Origin of the sequence: Pedobacter sp. WC2423 (assembly GCF_040822065.1) — a bacterium.
In the GTDB taxonomy this organism is placed as follows: Bacteria; Bacteroidota; Bacteroidia; order Sphingobacteriales; family Sphingobacteriaceae; genus Pedobacter.
Genome location: NZ_CP162005.1, coordinates 5,431,073 through 5,447,915, shown reverse-complemented (window position 1 = coordinate 5,447,915; position 16,843 = coordinate 5,431,073). Strand labels below are relative to the sequence as shown.

Sequence of the window (16,843 nt, the reverse complement as noted above, 5' to 3'; positions counted from 1 at the left end):
AATATTAACACGAAATGCTCCAATGAAGAAGAATGCACTTGTTTCCTTTAAGGGACAAAAAGATATCCAGGCGACGATAAACCTCACGGGTTCAAAAAGTGAGAGCAACAGGGCATTAATCATTGCTGCAATCAGTAAAGGATTAGTTAAGGTGAATAATCTTTCTGATGCTGCTGACACCGTGACTTTGAACAGAATTTTGACGGAGCTGAATACGACTGAATCTGAAGAAAGAAGAACAGTAGATGTTGGCCACGCCGGTACTGCAATGCGCTTTTTAACGGCTTATTTGGCTACAATTCCGCAGCAATTTTTGCTTACAGGCTCTGCCAGAATGCAGGAACGCCCGATTGGTATCTTAGTAGACGCTTTAAAAAGTCTGGGTGCTGATATCACTTATGCCAAAAATGAGGGCTTCCCTCCTTTGTCAATCAACGGAGGTTTAAATAATGTGCGTGCTGAGGTTTCTATCAAAGGAAATGTAAGCAGTCAGTATTTATCAGCCTTGCTGATTATTGCGCCAAAATTACTTGCCGGTCTTTCGCTGAATATTGAGGGTGGATTAACTTCCAGACCTTATGTAGAAATGACGCTGGCTTTATTAGCTTCAGCAGGGGTTTCACATAGCTGGAAAGGCGATCATATTTATATAGGCCCGCAACAGTACCAGGCGGCAACGCTCACTGTAGAGCCTGACTGGAGCGCTGCGTCGTACTGGTACAGTATTGCTGCACTAGCTGATCAAGCGGCTATTGAACTGCCTAACCTGAAAGAGGAAAGCTTGCAGGGAGATAGTAAAATCCAGGAAATCATGATTGGCCTTGGTGTAAATACACAAAGAACAGCAGATGGTATAGCTTTACAGGCTAGTCAGAACGAACCACAAACCACAGCTATCCTAAACTTAAAAGATTGTCCTGATCTGGCGCAGACTATTATTGTTTGTGCTGCTGCTAAGGGATTAAACCTTGCTTTTACTGGTCTGGAAACGCTTAAAATTAAAGAGACCAACAGAATTCTGGCTTTACAGAATGAACTGGCTAAAATTGGCGTTACTTTAAGTGAAGACAATGAGGTATATACCTTAAACTGCGAAGGATTAAACTTCCCGGAAAAGGTAACTTTCTCAACTTATGATGATCACCGGATGGCTATGGCCTTTGTGCCGTTAAGTCTGCTGATTAAAGAAGTAGAAATTGAAGATTTCCAGGTAGTAGAGAAGTCATATCCTGATTTCTGGAAACATTTGGAAAAAGCAGGTTTCACGGTTCAGGAATTAGCCTGATAGAATAATTAAAAAAAATTAAAAATATGGCAGGTAATACTTTCGGACACTTATTCAGGATTTCAACTTTTGGAGAATCACATGGCGAGGCTATTGGCGCTATTGTAGATGGCTGTCCTGCCGGACTGCCTATTGATCTGGAATTTATCCAGTCAGAATTAGATAAACGCCGTCCGGGACAATCAAAGATAACTACACAGCGTAAAGAGAGTGATACGGTACAAATCTTATCGGGTATTTTCGAAGGAAAAAGTACGGGTACCCCCATTGCACTTTTGATTCCGAATGAAGATCACCGCTCCAAAGATTATGAACATAATAAGACTGTTTATCGTCCTTCGCACGCGGATTATACATATGATGCTAAATATGGTATCCGTGATCACCGTGGAGGTGGACGTTCATCTGCAAGGGAAACGGCTGCACGGGTAGCAGCAGGTGCTATTGCCAAGTTGTTACTTCAGCATTACGGTGTCGGTATTTTCGCACATGTTTCTGCTGTAGGAACTATCAATGCGCCCAATTTAGCTGCGTTGCCGATTGCTGAATTGCTGGCACAGCGCGAAGAAAATATTGTGCGCTGCGCAGATCCGGCAACAGCAAATGAGATGATTGAGTTTATTGACAGCGTCAGAAAAGATGGTGATACTGTTGGTGGAAAAATCAGCTGTATTATTCATAATTGCCCTCCGGGATTAGGAGAGCCGGTTTTTGATAAGCTGCATGCTGATCTGGGCAAAGCCATGTTAAGTATCAATGCGGTACATGGTTTTGAATACGGCTCAGGATTTTCAGGAAGTGAGATGAGGGGATCAGCACACAATGATATCTTCCTGACCGATGGAGCGCATGCACCAAAAACATTGACTAATTTCTCTGGTGGCGTACAAGGTGGCATCTCTAATGGGATGGAAATCAACTTTACAGTGGCATTTAAGCCTGTAGCGACCATTATGCATAATCAGCAAACAGTAAACGCTGCTGGTGAAGCCGCAGAGATTAAAGGAAAAGGCAGACATGATCCTTGTGTTGTTCCAAGAGCAGTTGTGATCGTTGAGGCCATGGCAGCATTAGTGCTTGCCGATCAGTTATTAAGAAATAAATCGAGCAGGTTATAAGTTAAAAACCTGTTTGTGCGAACGCCTTGTTATCTAAAAAATAACAGGGCGTTTTTTTTTATATTAAATTTTTCACTAAGACTATCTTAATTTAAATTAAATGATTAATTATTTCTACTTTACATACATCTATTGAATAACATCTAACCTATAAAAACAAATCTATCTACTATGAAAAACAAAAGCAGCGTGGCAATTTTATGCGCCACATTTTTAGTCGTTTTGGTATCCTGCCGTAAGGATAACCTTACCAACAACAGCCAGGATGCGCTTCACCCAAAAGACAAACTTTATTCCGTACAGGAAATTAATGCAGTAATTCAGTCCAGTTTGCAGAAAACCGGTGATTTTAAATGGAATGAGCAGAGTGATGAATTGTTATACAGTGCTGTTATCCATGGAGACAGCCTGCTGTCTGTGGGTTATGGAAATCCGCAATCGTCCAATACAGTTACCGAGAGCAACAATACTGAAGCTCAAATGGCAAACATCAGTGTATCAGCAGCAAAAAGAGCAGGAGTTAATATCGATGGCATTAAAAGCGGCATTTTACAGCAGGTAAAGACCGCTGAAGCCAAAGAGAACGTGCTGCAATATGAAAGCCCTGTACTGACTAATATGGTGGTTAAAATAGGAAATTTAAGTACGCTTCAGGAGTTACGTAAATCTAAGGCTATCCGTTACGTGGAACCTGCTGATTACAATAAGCATTTATTAAAGAGCAGATCAGCTATGGCGACAGAAAGTCTGAGCTCTGGTGGTGGCGATCCTGCTGAACTTCCGGGCTGGTTTATTCAAGGCAGCGGTGAGCCTTTAATCCCTAAAAGTTACGCAGACCAGAAAATCCCTGATGCCTGGAAAATAAGTACTGGAAAAGGTATCACTATTGGCTTAATTGATAATGGGGTATATCAAACTCAAACTGCATTCACTTCACAGGAATTTGGCGCTGGAAGAACGATTGCATTATTTGGTACATTTAAGGGCTCAAATGACGTATACGCCAATAAAGATGATATGAGTGCCGATCATGGTACTGGTATGGCTTCTTTAATTGCTGCACCGAAAAAAGTAAACCTGCCTGTCGGGATAGCTTATAACTGTAACCTGGTGAGCTACAGGGCAACTGATTTTGTTGCTTTATGGACTTCTAAACAGCAACAGGGCGTAGCCACTGCTTTAACCAGGTTAGCTGATGATAACAATGTAAAGGTGATATCGATGTCTAATGGCTGGATTTTCAATGTATCAGTTTTAGCTGACGCAGTGAAATATGCTAAAAGTAAAGGCAAACTGATCTTTGCTGCTGCCGGTACATCTATTAAACCAATTAATCTGGGTTTCTTCGTCATTGATATCCCCAAAAGTGTTGGCGTCATATTTCCGGCTTCCATGAGCGAAACTGTTGCGGTTACAGGTACCGATTACAGTACAACAGGAAGTCTGGTGAGTTGTAAAGAGTGCCATGAAGGCGATAAAGTTTATTTTACTACGACTACGGCCACTTCAGCTGGTGTAAATAATGCGGTAGCAGTTTATCATGATACTCCGGGTCAATATGGTTTCTCAGGCTCTTCTTCAGCGGCTACAGCAATCAATGCAGGTATCGCAGCGCTGGTTTGGTCTTCACATCCGTCATGGAATGATAAACAGGTATTACAAAGAATGGTAGAATCCGCTAAATTATACCCTAATAAAGACTCAAAACTGGGCTATGGCCCTATCAATGTTTTAAAAGCTGTTCAGCCATAAAAAATGTTATAAATAACAAAGCCTGGTTCCTTTTAAGGGCCAGGCTTTGTTATTAAATATGGAGTCCCGGATTAGAAAATCGCAGGATATTTTGCTTCGTTATGTGCATTCATCATCTGATATATTGTTTCTACAACATCATCTACTGATGGTTTAGTGAAATAATCTCCGTCAGATCCGTATGGAGGGCGGTGAGCCTTCGCAGATAAAGTTTGTGGTTGTGCGTCTAAATGGTAATATCCACCCTGATTCTCTAAAATCTGTTGCAGGATATAAGCTGTTCCACCACCCGGAACATCTTCATCTACCACTAATAATTTATTTGTTTTCTGTAAAGAGGACGCGCATAAATGATCGGTATCAAAAGGAAGTAAAGTTTGAGGATCAATAACTTCTACAGAGATTCCATAAGCTGCCAGTTCCTCCGCTGCTTCTTCTACGATTCTCAGCGTTGAACCATAAGATACCACAGTAATATCTGTTCCTTCTCTTACAATTTCGGCTTTTCCTAAAGGCACTGTATATTCCCCAACGTTATCAGGTAACATCTCTTTTAAGCGGTAGCCGTTCAGACATTCAATCATCAAAGCCGGTTCATCTGCTCTGAACAGTGTGTTGTACATTCCCGCAGCCTGAGTCATATTACGGGGCACACACAGGTGTAAACCACGTAAAGAACCTAAGATCATACCAATTGGTGATCCCGAGTGCCACACGCCTTCTAAGCGGTGACCGCGGGTTCTGATAATGACCGGTGCTTTTTGTCCGCCTTTGGTACGGTAAGATAAACTTGCAAGGTCATCACTTAAAACATTCAGTGCATATAACAAGTAATCCAGGTATTGAATCTCTGCAATAGGTCTTAAACCACGCAAAGCGAGTCCGATTCCCTGACCTGCAATAGTCATTTCTCTGATGCCTGTATCTGTAACTCTTAATTCACCATATTTTGCCTGCAACCCTGCAAAGCCCTGGTTCACATCACCAATGCTTCCTAAGTCTTCACCGAATGCGACCAGTCGCTGATCACGTGCAAAGTTAGCATCGAAACAAGCATTCAGTAATTCACGGCCATCTACCATTTTACTGTTGTCCAGGTAAGAAGCTGGTACGATATTTACTAAAAAAGGGCTTTCCTTACCATCTGTAAACAGTTTGGAGTTATAGCGTTCTTCATTGTTTTCCTTTTCTTTCTGATACCAGCTTAACAACTGGTTTCTTTCTTCAGAAGGCTGATTTAAGGTTAAGCGAAGTGCTTTTCTTGCAGAAGAAACAACTTCTTTGCGCTGTGCATCCGGTGTTCCGCCTAATGTACCTGCAATTTTTGATAAGGCCTGGTTGGAGTCAGAAAGGTTATTGATCAAACTGATGACCTGATCTTTTTCTGTTTTGATATCCCCAAGGAATTCATTCCACGCTTCTTTCTGTGCTTCACGAACCAGTTTTTTAGCGGTATCTTCCAATACAACAAGCTCTTCTTCGGTAATGATAGCAGATTCAAGCATCCAGATACGCATTTGACGAATACAGTCAAATTCCTTTTCCCATTCTAATCTTGCTTTGTCTTTATAACGTTCGTGTGAACCTGAAGTAGAATGTCCTTGTGGTTGTGTAACTTCGGTTACATGGATTAAAACAGGTACATGTTCTTCACGGCAGATCTGAATAGCCTGCTGATAAGTTTCACAAAGGGCAGGATAATCCCAGCCTTTTACTTTATATATTTCATAACCTGCGTTATTTTCATCACGCTGGAAACCTTTTAAAATCTCTGAGATATCCTCTTTAGTGGTCTGATATTTTGCCGGAACAGAAATTCCGTAACCATCATCCCAAACCGACATCGCCATCGGAATCTGCAAAACTCCTGCTGCATTAATAGCCTCAAAAAACACGCCCTCAGAAGTAGAAGCATTTCCAATGGTACCAAAGCCAACTTCATTTCCATTCACGGAGAAGTTTTTCAGGTAATTTAATTCCGGATTCTGTCTGTATAATTTGGAAGCGTATGCCAGACCAACTAAACGTGCCATCTGGCCACCTGTTGGTGCAATATCAGAAGAAGAATTCTTCATTTCCGTTAAGTTTTTCCATGAACCGTCTTCGTGAAGTGAACGGGTGGAAAAATGGCAGTTCATTTGACGGCCAGCAGATGCCGGGTCCGCTTCTAAGCTTGGATTAGCGTATAATTGAGCAAAAAACTCTTTAATGGTACATATACCCGTCGCAAAAGCAAAAGTCTGATCACGGTAATAACCAGAACGCCAGTCGCCATTTTTAAAGGCTTTGGCCATTGCAATCTGTGGAAGTTCTTTTCCGTCACCAAAAATGCCAAACTTAGCCTTACCTGTTAAAACCTCTTTACGGCCTAGTAAACTAGCCTGTCTGCTCTCGAATGCAATCCTGTAATCATCGATTACTATAGTCTTGAAGTCGTCAAAACTTAATTCTGAGGCATCGATGGGGTTCGTCGTAAGTTTGTTATTTAGCATCATAAGCACAAAAGTTTATTGGGCAAAGATACATATTTTCTATTTTCCGTCCCTTACCCAAGTGTAATATATATATTAGCTTTTGACTTTGAAATGTTAATGAAAACATTAAATTTGTTCAGAAGATTTAAATAGGAAACCTGCATGAGCCTACAATTCACTGCATTAGATTATCAGGTCCATATTAGATTCATAACAATTAAAAAATAAATAAATAACTGATGAAAAAGCTAATTATACTGTTAACCTTTGTTTTAGGTGTTACCGTTACTTCATTCGCACAAAGTAAACCAGCTGAATTTAAATTCGAAAAAGAGACGCATGATTTTGGAAAAATTCCATTGACAAGCCCTGTTTCTGTAGAATTTAAGTTTGTAAATGTTGGTGATGCGCCTCTTATTTTAACAAAAGTAGAGACTACTTGTGGTTGTACTGTACCAACTTACACACAAACACCTATTAAAAAAGGAGAATCAGGCCTGATTAAAGTTACTTATACGCCTGCTGGTTCACCATTGCCTTTCAGCAAAAGCATCACGATCAACTCTAATGCAAAAACACCGACTAAAGTGTTATACATTAAAGGAGAAACAGTAGCAGGAAAATAATCCGAAGAAAAATATTATTATCAATAAAACCTCGTTAAATCAACGAGGTTTTTTATTTTTGACCCATGCCACATATTTCAGAAAAAGGGATACAAATGCCCGCATCGCCTATAAGAAAACTAACCCCATTTGCAGACAAGGCAAAAAAGGATGGTAAAAAAGTTTATCATTTAAATATCGGCCAGCCGGACATTGCTACTCCAGAGGGCATGTTGAATGCGATTAAAAATATTGATTTTGATGTTTGGGCTTATACGCCTTCTGAAGGAACATTAAGCTACAGAACAAAACTTACTAAATATTACAATAAACTGGGTTACAATATCACTCCTGAAGATATACTGGTTACTGTAGGCGGATCAGAAGCGATTACTATCGCTATGCAGACCTGCGTAAATGAAGGTGATGAAATTATCATCCCTGAGCCATTTTATGCGAACTATAATGGATTTGCCTGCATGAGCAATGTAGTTGTAAAGCCGATTTTGTCTCATATTGAAAATGGTTTTGCCTTACCGGCGATTGCAGAATTTGAGAAACTGATTACGGATAAGACAAAAGCTATCATTATCTGTAACCCAAACAACCCTACAGGATATCTTTATTCCAGAGAAGAGTTACAGGCACTGAAAGATTTATGTCTGAAATATGATTTATTCTTATTCTCTGATGAAGCTTACCGGGAATTCTGCTATGATGGCAGGGAATTCATCTCTCCTATGCATTTTGAGGGATTAGAAGAAAATGTGGTGATCATGGATACTGTTTCTAAAAGATACAGTGCCTGCGGTGCCCGTTTAGGTTGCTTAATCACTAAAAACAAAGAGGTGATCAAATCCGGATTAAAGTTTGCACAAGCAAGATTAAGCCCTGGAATGGTTGAACAAATTGCCGGAACTGCCGCTGTAGATACTCCTGATAGCTATTTTGAAGAAGTAAATAAAGAATATACTTTACGCAGGGATACGCTGGTATCCAGACTAAATGCGATTGATGGTGTTTTCTGCCCTAATCCGGGTGGCGCTTTCTATGTGGTTGCAAAGTTCCCTATTGATGATGCAGATGTATTTTGCCAATGGATACTGGAAAGCTTTGAGCATAACGGAGAAACAGTAATGATGGCTCCTGCAACTGGTTTTTACTCCAGCCCGGGGTCTGGCAAAGATGAAGTGAGAATGGCCTATGTTTTAAATACGGATGATTTAAACAAAGCAATGGATTGCTTAACGTTAGCACTGCAGCAATATCCTGGTAAAACGAAAAATATAGTTTAGTCAGGAAATAATCCCTGCAAAATTACAATGCCCGGAGAGCATCTGACTTTTCGGGCATTTTTATGTTTAAAAAATTGATTTGACTGTAATTAATCAGGAGTATTGCTGTAATGCTCAACAAACCATTTCAACGCAGGATTTCTATTGGTAGATTTATATGCAACCACCACTTCAGTATTTACAGGAATATCCGTTAATTCAATAAACGAAACTTTTAAATAATCATATTGTTTTTTAAGCGACAAAGGCAATATAGATACCCCGAGACCTCCTTCTACTAACTGTAGTATGGAATGCACATTGTTAGCCTCATGTGTAATATCGGGCGTAAATTGCATGCGTTTGCAAATTTCAATGAGCTTATCGTAATAATGAGGGGCAAATTCCTGATTAAAAAAAATAAAAGGACTCTTTTTTAATAAATCAGCCAGTTCCTCATTGCTCTTGAATTTTTGCTCAGAAAGCGGGATAACAACAACGAAAGGATCAAAAAATAAGGTCTCAACAACGAGTTTTTCAGAAAGGACAGGTGCCCTTAAAATACCTACATCTAATTTTCCCTGTTCCAATGCTTTAATTTGAGTGATAGTTGGCATTTCAAATAATCCGGTTTTTATATAAAAAAATTCTTTACGCATCGATTTTAAAATCTCTGCCAGGTAAGATTGATAAACCGAACTTATATAACCTATTTTTAATTCTCCGCTGGTACTTAAATGAATTTGAAGCGCTATACTTTTACTTTCTTCCAATCTGGAAAAAATCGCATCTACTTCTCCTTTGAAATATTTCCCGGCATCTGTTAAGGTAACCCTTTTATGGTTTCGGGTAAACAATTGCACATTCAACTCCTCTTCCAGTTCTTTGATCTGCCGGCTTAATGGAGGCTGAGAAATAAAAAGCCTGGCAGCAGCTTTTGTAAAATGCAATTCTTCTGCAACAGTTTTAAAATATAAAAGATGTCTGAGCTCCATAGTTTTAATACCTGGTAAGTATTGATAATTGACAATAATGGTATTTTTCAAATATGATAAAAGCTATTAGTTTTGACAAATTAAATTTTAAACCATGAACACAAAAAATACTGGAAAAGCTACCAATGAGGAGATTAAAGCAAGATTTGATCGTGATGTTGAACGGTTTTCAAATCTTGAAACCGGGCAGCAAACGACAATTGATGCCCCGCTGACGATAGAATTATGTACAGAAGCGGCAAAGCGCATCACTCCTGATGCAAAGGAATTACTGGATATAGGTTGTGGAGCTGGAAATTATTCATTAAAAATGCTCAGCAAAATCCCCGGATTGAATTGTACGCTGAATGATCTGAGCATGCCCATGCTGGACAAGGCGAAAGAAAGGGTGTCTGCAGAGACTAATGGAACGGTAACCATCATACAAAACGACATGCTTAACCTTGATCTGCCACATAATCATTTTGATATCGTACTGGCTGCTGCCACATTTCATCATCTGCGTACCGATGAGGACTGGGAACTGATGTTTACAAAAATATACACTGCATTGAAACCAGGCGGCAGTATTTGGATTTCAGACTTAATTAAGCACGATTCCAAACAGATTGACCAGCTTTTCCAGGACAAATACAGTGCATACCTGGAAACCCTGGGAGGCCCGGAATACAGGCAGCATGTGCTTGACTATATTGCCTATGAAGATACCCCGCGTTCGGTAGGTTATCAGCTTGATTTATTAAAAAAAGTGGGTTTTAAGGAAACTGAAATTCTGCATAAAAATTCCTGTTTCGCTGCTTTCGGCGGAATAAAGTAACGTTTAGCGCAATGTGGAGTAATTATAAAACTGAATCTGCCCGGTCCCCATAACTTTGATAGTTTTGGTTTCTTCTGCGCCCTGCGCATTTTTAAGTGTTAACGTAATTTCGTTTTCTCCTGTTTTCAAAGGTATACGGGCATAAGAAATACTACTGGGAAGAGATTGCCAGTTACGGGTATCGGCCTTCTCAGACAGTAAGCTATACAGCTGCATGCCATAACCAAGACCTTCCAGCAAGGTGTTATTTTTCTGGCCTTCTCTTTTTGCACTTTCGCGTAAAGCGTATTCTGCTATTTTCTTAACCGCCAGTCTGGAAAGTACTTTACTCATTTCATTGAGGGTACGCTGCTGTAGTGTTCTGAAAGCGAGTTCATTGATATCTTCTGCTTTTTCCAGTGTTACATCGCCCTGCGCATTCTTAATTACTGCTGAGGCATAATAAGAAGGTTGGGCTACATACTTAGGGAACGAAGCTCTCAGACTCTCTACGGCCTTAATGTTTAGTTTATCGCGGTCGCCACTATAAACAAATGGGATCAGTAAACCACCAGCTACATTGCTGAAAAACAGGTTTCCGCCATCGCCTCTGGTTAAAGTGAAAAATAAATCTTCCTGCTGTTTTACCGGGGCCAGACCATTCTCCCAAAAGAAAATCAGTTCACCGCCTTCTGGTGCTTTCTCTGGTTTATATTTGATGCCAAATGCGGTTTCAAACTGTACAGCTTCTGAAGTAAATCCGTTTAAATAAGCTGTTCTGATCACATCTTGTTGAAGGCCCAAAGGCATTTGTGTACCGTAATAGATCTTATCCGGGCTTTTCTGATAGATCTCAACTGCGTTCCTGTAAGAGATAAAAGCGTTATTGACATCTTTATTGCTTTCATAAATCATGCCTTGTAGCATCAGCGAAAAGGCATCCTGAGCGTAACGTTTGTCTTTATTCTTGAATTTATCTCCTTGCTCCTGTGCTTGCAGGGTGATCCGTCTGGCTTCTACAACTGCTTCATCTGTGTTGTGCAGATACAAATAGTTAAGTGCCTTATAGTAATGGATCATGAATTTCTCAAAATCTTCGCCTTTATAACGTTGTGTCATTGGATTTACCAATACGCCGACAGTTGCATCCAGGGTACCAGTCAATCCTGTTTCCAGTAGTTGATCAGCTTCGTTAAAGTACCGGTTACTGTTCTCATAATCTCCAAGCAGGTGACTTACTCTTCCCTTCTCCATCAAAAAAAGCAGTTTATTTCTTGGTTTCTGGATCAGGCTATTTTTATCGAGTTCAATTTGTGCCTCTTTGTAATTCCCTGTAGAAATGTTTTTATAATACGGGGTAATACGGTCGTTATAACTTGCGCAACCAAATAAAAAAAGCATCAATCCTACAACTGATGCCCGAAGAGTATACGTACGAATGGTTGTCATATGAGTTATAAATTGTCCTGAACATCATGGGTATGATCTTCAGGACAAGGAGAAATTACGGGATTAGTTTTTAACGTATTTGGCTATTTTCTTCTCACCGATCCAAACTACTTCATTAGTCTGAATATTAGTTAATTCAAGATTTACCTGGTAATAAACTACTTTCTGACGTTTGTGTGCATCTACAATAGAATTGATAGATCCCTGAAGGATATAATCAGCACCGTTTTCTAAACCGAATTTTTTGATCGTTGAGTTAGAAGAGTTTGTTTGCTGATCTGCTTTTTCTGCGCGTAATTCTTCACGCTTTTTACCACCTTGTACTAAACGTACGCTTTGTGTCTGAATGAAAGCGCTTTCGATGTCTTTTACAAAAGTTTCCGCATCAATATGTTCATGACTTTTATTCTGAACGAATCCAACAATTACTACTGGTTTTTTGCCCTGATGTTCATCCAGATGCGTGCCGATCCAGCCTGCATTCAAAATGTTCTTAGTCAGTTCATCTGCTGCCATTCTGGAATCACTGTTATTCCATGATCCGCTAATGTCTATGGTCTGATCTGTACTCACTCGTGTGACTTGTCTGGATGAGCATGATGCAATCATCATTCCTGAAGCGGCAAGCGCTGTAACCGTTAATAATCTATTGAATTTCATCTGTGTTATTCTGTTTTTTTATAATTGTTAGATCGTATTTCCGGAATTTGTTACCAGCCGAACCAGAAATTGCTACGTCCGCCATAATAGCCTCCATAGTTATAACCGCCATACGGGTAATAGCTGCTGCCGAAGCTTAAGGAAGGATAAAAGTCACCGTAGTAGCCATTCATTCTTTCTTCATGTCTCCATTCCCGGCGCTGACGACGGCGTTCCAGTTTGGCTTCATACCAATCGTATGCTTTATAGGTATTCTGAACAGTAGTTCCCTGCTTACTGGTCAGAGAATCTGCAACCTTAAAATATTTCTCCTGGCTTTCTTTATACCTCGGGTTCTGATCCGGAGCTAACCCAGACTGTTGTGCGCTTGCTGTTCCAGCATAAAGAGCACCGGACAACAGGCTTGAAATAATGACTAAATTCCTTTTCATGACCTTAAATTTAATGTTAACAAAAATAAGCAAAAATTGGATGGACTGTATCGTTCTTCGTCTTTGCTTCAGTTAATTTAACGTTTTTTAACGAAACTTTGATAAATCTGCTATACAGTTTTAGTTTTCCGGATCTTCGTTTAATTTTGAAGTCTCTTTAGAATCTCTCATGAACACATAAACCACGAGAGAGAAAAATATACAGGCGGTGATATACCAGTAAAAATAAGGTTCATGCCCTATTTTTTTGAACCATAAGGCTAAATATTCAACTGTTCCTCCAAATATGGCTACTGTAATTCCATAAGGTAAACCAACACCCAATGCTCTGATTTGTGCCGGGAACAGTTCTGCTTTTACAATTGCATTAATACTGGTATACCCACTCACAATAATCAAACCTGCGAGTAATAGAAAAAAGGCACTCCATTGTGAAGTTGTATTGCTCAATGTGGTGAGTAGTGGAACGGTAAAAATGGTTCCCAGTACGCCAAAGCCAATGAGGAGTGGCTTACGACCGATACGGTCAGAAAGTGTACCGAAAACCGGTTGTAACAGGGCAAAGACGAACAGCGAGAAAAAAGATAACAATGTTGCGTCTCCTTTAGAGACATGAACAGTATTGACCAGAAATTTCTGCATGTAGGTGGTATAGGTATAAAATGCGAGCGTTCCTCCCAGTGTCATTCCTACCACGGTAAGTATAGCTTTAGGGTGTTTGAGTAATGCGCTGATCGTTCCGCTGTCTTTTTTACTCTTCTGAGCTTCAAAGGCTTTGGTTTCATGCAGATTTTTGCGAAGGTAAAGGGCTACCACAGAAAGTATAGCTCCGATGACAAATGGAATGCGCCATCCCCAGGAAATCAGCTGGCCTTCTGTGAGTACGCTTTGAAGAATGAGCTGTATCCCTAACGCAATCAGCTGTCCTCCGATCAGCGTCACATACTGAAAGCTGGAATAAAATCCGCGGCGGTTTTTAGAGGCCATTTCACTTAAGTAAGTTGCAGAGACTCCGTATTCGCCTCCAACGCTAAGCCCCTGTAATAATCTGGCCAGCAATAAGAGTACAGGAGCCACCAACCCTATTGTTTTGTAGGTAGGTGTTAATGCAATCAGTAAGGAGCCCAGCGACATGAGTAATACCGATAGCGTCATACTTTGTTTACGTCCTACCTGATCAGCAATACGGCCAAACATCCATCCGCCGATTGGGCGCATCAGAAAACCGAGCGCAAAAATCCCGGTAGTATTCATCAATTGAGCTGTTAAATTACCCGAAGGAAAAAAGGAGGAAGAAAAATAAATAGAAAATGCCGAATAAGCATACCAGTCGTACCATTCTACCAGGTTCCCTACGGAGCCTCCAAAAATAGCTTTCAGCCGTTGTTTTGAGATCCTGGAGGGTTCCTGATTTTCATCAGTTAATTGTTGAATTGCAGCTCGGTCAGTTTGTCGGTTCATACGTTGGTTCTGGCAGCAACATAAGAAAAATAATAGAAATTGAGGATTAAATCTATCTACAAATCTGTGATACGAAAATAATCAAAGTCTGCCTGGCCGCCAATTGTTTTGGTCGCATAATTAAAAAGCCCATAGCGATACCCCATAAACTGAGGGATAGTATATGACATTTTTAATTTGCTGCCAACAGGTATCCATGTGCTGCCATTAAGGCTATAAAAGAAATTTGCTGTATCGTTCCGGTTTTGAAAATCACAATCAATTTTCAAATAAATCCTGTTTTGACTGACAGGAATATTTTGCTTTTCAACAGGCTTTCCATCTTCTGCAAGAATCATCACTACAGCTTTATGGTTACCTGTTATTTTAACCCCAACCTGCCCGTAGTTTTTTTGTAACAGACTTAAACCCGCAAAATCACCATCTTTCATTTTGGAAACATCAACAGAAGTAATGCCTGAACAAAATGGACCTATCGTACGTTGTGTTAATGTATTCCTGGCCTGTAAAAAATCCAGCTCAACTCTTCCTGTCTTCAAGCGCAAATAACCAGCCCGGTCGCTAACAGACCAAAGACTGTTTTCAGGATTGTGGTTCCACTGCCAGACCAGTGGCAAGTCAGCCTCTCCTTTTTTACGCTTAAACTCATCCGAAGCAACTATACCCGGTATCAGAGATTTTCCTGCTGGCAAGTTCAATGTATCTGGAAATTTACCATGATCTCCCAGTAATGGCCACCCATCTTTCCATTTTACCGGTAGCAGGTAAGGGGTACGTCCAACAGCTCCAAAATCTCTGAAAAGATAAGCATACCAATCTCCATTTGCTTTATCGATGAGTCCTCCCTGAGCTATCCCAAGGTCCTGAAACCCTATCTTACTTTCATAAGGGCCAGTAAGCTGATCAGACCGGTGAATCACCACTGTTCGCATGCCACCCTTTGGCCAGATAATATTAAAAAGATAATACTTACCATTCACTTTAAACAGTTGAGAACCTTCAGCAGGTAAACCTCCGGTATTGCCGGGAGGCAAAACTGCATTTTCTATAATTACCTGTTCGCTGGTACCAGGCTTCAGACCAGAAAGATCACTTTTTAATTCAGCCAGCTTAATGCTGCCCGATCCGTAAATCATGTAGACACGTCCATCATCATCAAAAAATAAGGAGTGATCATGTAAAACTGGTTTAAAGGATACCACTTTCCACCTGCCTTTCTCTATATCTTTTGTTGAATAAATATAAGTTTCACCTGTAGTTTGAGAAAAAGTACTGACATAGTATGTACCCTGATGATAACGCATGCTACTGGCCCATGTGCCTTTTCCGTAAGCATTCCTGTTCTTGTTGAGGTTCATTTGATCTCCATTGCCCAAGGTCTCGCAGGCATAGCTAACGATCTTCCAGTTCACAAGATCTTTTGACTTCATAACCGGTACGCCGGGAGTCATATGCATGGTCGTACTGCTCATGTAATAGGTATCCCCGACACGGATAACTGAGGCATCGGGTACATCAGCAAAAATTACAGGCTGTTTTCCCGTGTATCCTTTCTGTGCCTTTGACTGATTAAAAAAGGATGGAATAAAAATTGCCAAAATAATAACAGTGAGCTTCTTCATCTTTTATATTTATTCCGGGTTTATATTTGCATAACCCTGCAATGAAAGCATTTTAGCAGCATACCGTTTCCCTAATTTTCTATAACCTGCCGCACTAAAATGTAATTTATCTGCAACCCCTTCACAGCCTCTGGAAGAGATCACATAAGCATTAGGAATAGCGAGCGGAAGTTTTGCTATAATTTTATTCATGCCTGCACAGGCACCTCCCTGATCTTCACCAACCACTTCCCCTGCAAGCAAGGGTACAGCGTTGCTTTTAAGATTCAGATCCTTTAACAAATGATCATAAACTACTTTCACTTTCTTAGTCCATAGGGTGTCGTTATTATTGGATTCGCCCTGGTGCAATAAAATCCCTTTGATTACACCCTCTTTTTGCGCAAGCTTTGCCATTTCTACTAACCTGTTGTAAGGATTTCCATCATATGCATTGATCGTATTGATCATCCAGTCTGGCGCTGTAGCCACATAGGATTTATAATTATCCTTATCAAACAATTCAATTTTACACCCGCCAACAGCAACATTAATTACTCCTATTCTAACCTTTCCAGGTGTATTGGCTATCATCGTTCTCCCAAAGTAATCAGCAGGTGTAAGCCCTGTATAGCAACGGGTCAAAGGTGGAACAGCAGGATACCAATGTCCCTTTTTCCTGTTCAGATTCGGGCAATCGACAGCTTCTAATACCTGAAAACGCTGACCTGGTGCTACTGTGTCCTGAGGCTCAAATTTCGCATTGCCCTCCATATTAGACTGTCCGAAACAGATATAGATATGGAAATTTTTATCCTGCGAATAAGTCTTGTTCAAAGACAGTACCGAAAGGAATAAAATAAAAATCACCCTTTTCATTTTCAAATTGAATAAATCAGCCACTACATACTTTAAATTGATCATCATCCTTAATTTTTTTAA

General features: G+C 40.2%; 14 protein-coding genes. 6 read left to right on the top strand and 8 right to left on the bottom strand.

What is annotated here, in order from left to right:
- The first annotated feature begins 22 nt into the window (after positions 1 to 22).
- The 3 genes from aroA (at position 23) to AB3G38_RS22855 (ending at position 4,155) form a co-directional block, all read left to right on the top strand.
- Positions 23 to 1,285, top strand: coding sequence for a 3-phosphoshikimate 1-carboxyvinyltransferase (gene aroA / locus AB3G38_RS22865; RefSeq protein WP_367866009.1), 1,263 nt, complete (start codon positions 23 to 25; stop codon positions 1,283 to 1,285).
- Between the two features lie 26 nt (positions 1,286 to 1,311).
- Positions 1,312 to 2,403, top strand: a complete 1,092-nt coding sequence (aroC, locus tag AB3G38_RS22860) for a chorismate synthase (protein WP_367866008.1) — start codon at positions 1,312 to 1,314, stop codon at positions 2,401 to 2,403.
- A 171-nt stretch (positions 2,404 to 2,574) separates the two neighbouring features.
- Positions 2,575 to 4,155: a S8 family serine peptidase gene (locus AB3G38_RS22855; RefSeq protein ID WP_367866007.1), complete on the top strand. Its 1,581-nt coding sequence runs from the start codon at positions 2,575 to 2,577 to the stop codon at positions 4,153 to 4,155.
- Positions 4,156 to 4,226: 71 nt separating this feature from the next.
- On the opposite strand, the gene AB3G38_RS22850 is transcribed toward AB3G38_RS22855, so the two are convergent.
- The gene (locus tag AB3G38_RS22850) at positions 4,227 to 6,650 is read right to left on the bottom strand and encodes a thiamine pyrophosphate-dependent enzyme (protein ID WP_367866006.1); all 2,424 of its coding nucleotides are present in this window, start codon (positions 6,648 to 6,650) and stop codon (positions 4,227 to 4,229) included.
- A 218-nt stretch (positions 6,651 to 6,868) separates the two neighbouring features.
- On the opposite strand from AB3G38_RS22850, the gene AB3G38_RS22845 reads away from it, so the two are divergent.
- Both AB3G38_RS22845 and AB3G38_RS22840 read left to right on the top strand, forming a co-directional pair.
- Entirely contained in the window at positions 6,869 to 7,255 is a 387-nt protein-coding gene (locus AB3G38_RS22845) for a DUF1573 domain-containing protein (RefSeq protein WP_367866005.1), read from the top strand.
- A gap of 65 nt (positions 7,256 to 7,320) precedes the next feature.
- Positions 7,321 to 8,529: a pyridoxal phosphate-dependent aminotransferase gene (locus AB3G38_RS22840; RefSeq protein WP_367866004.1), complete on the top strand. Its 1,209-nt coding sequence runs from the start codon at positions 7,321 to 7,323 to the stop codon at positions 8,527 to 8,529.
- Positions 8,530 to 8,618: 89 nt separating this feature from the next.
- Here AB3G38_RS22840 and AB3G38_RS22835 read toward each other — a convergent pair whose 3' ends face one another.
- Positions 8,619 to 9,554, bottom strand: a complete 936-nt coding sequence (locus AB3G38_RS22835; RefSeq protein WP_367866003.1) for a LysR family transcriptional regulator — start codon at positions 9,552 to 9,554, stop codon at positions 8,619 to 8,621.
- Positions 9,555 to 9,597: 43 nt separating this feature from the next.
- Between AB3G38_RS22835 and AB3G38_RS22830 the strand changes: the two genes are divergently transcribed.
- Entirely contained in the window at positions 9,598 to 10,320 is a 723-nt protein-coding gene (locus AB3G38_RS22830; RefSeq protein WP_367866002.1) for a class I SAM-dependent methyltransferase, read from the top strand.
- A 3-nt stretch (positions 10,321 to 10,323) separates the two neighbouring features.
- Here AB3G38_RS22830 and AB3G38_RS22825 read toward each other — a convergent pair whose 3' ends face one another.
- From AB3G38_RS22825 to AB3G38_RS22800, 6 genes are all read right to left on the bottom strand, one after another.
- Positions 10,324 to 11,748, bottom strand: a complete 1,425-nt coding sequence (locus tag AB3G38_RS22825; protein ID WP_367866001.1) for a COG3014 family protein — start codon at positions 11,746 to 11,748, stop codon at positions 10,324 to 10,326.
- A 63-nt stretch (positions 11,749 to 11,811) separates the two neighbouring features.
- Positions 11,812 to 12,408 carry a penicillin-binding protein activator LpoB gene (locus AB3G38_RS22820; protein ID WP_367866000.1) on the bottom strand — a complete coding sequence of 199 codons (597 nt, stop codon included), beginning with the start codon at positions 12,406 to 12,408 and terminating at the stop codon, positions 11,812 to 11,814.
- 50 nt (positions 12,409 to 12,458) lie between these two features.
- The gene (locus AB3G38_RS22815; protein ID WP_367865999.1) at positions 12,459 to 12,839 is read right to left on the bottom strand and encodes a hypothetical protein; all 381 of its coding nucleotides are present in this window, start codon (positions 12,837 to 12,839) and stop codon (positions 12,459 to 12,461) included.
- A gap of 120 nt (positions 12,840 to 12,959) precedes the next feature.
- The gene (locus tag AB3G38_RS22810) at positions 12,960 to 14,300 is read right to left on the bottom strand and encodes an MFS transporter (RefSeq protein ID WP_367865998.1); all 1,341 of its coding nucleotides are present in this window, start codon (positions 14,298 to 14,300) and stop codon (positions 12,960 to 12,962) included.
- A gap of 56 nt (positions 14,301 to 14,356) precedes the next feature.
- Complete coding sequence (locus tag AB3G38_RS22805) at positions 14,357 to 15,922, bottom strand: glycoside hydrolase 43 family protein (protein WP_367865997.1); 1,566 nt, start codon at positions 15,920 to 15,922, stop codon at positions 14,357 to 14,359.
- A 9-nt stretch (positions 15,923 to 15,931) separates the two neighbouring features.
- A complete protein-coding gene (locus AB3G38_RS22800) occupies positions 15,932 to 16,828 on the bottom strand; it encodes a sialate O-acetylesterase (protein ID WP_367865996.1) in 897 nt (298 codons plus the stop codon).
- Positions 16,829 to 16,843 lie beyond the last annotated feature (15 nt).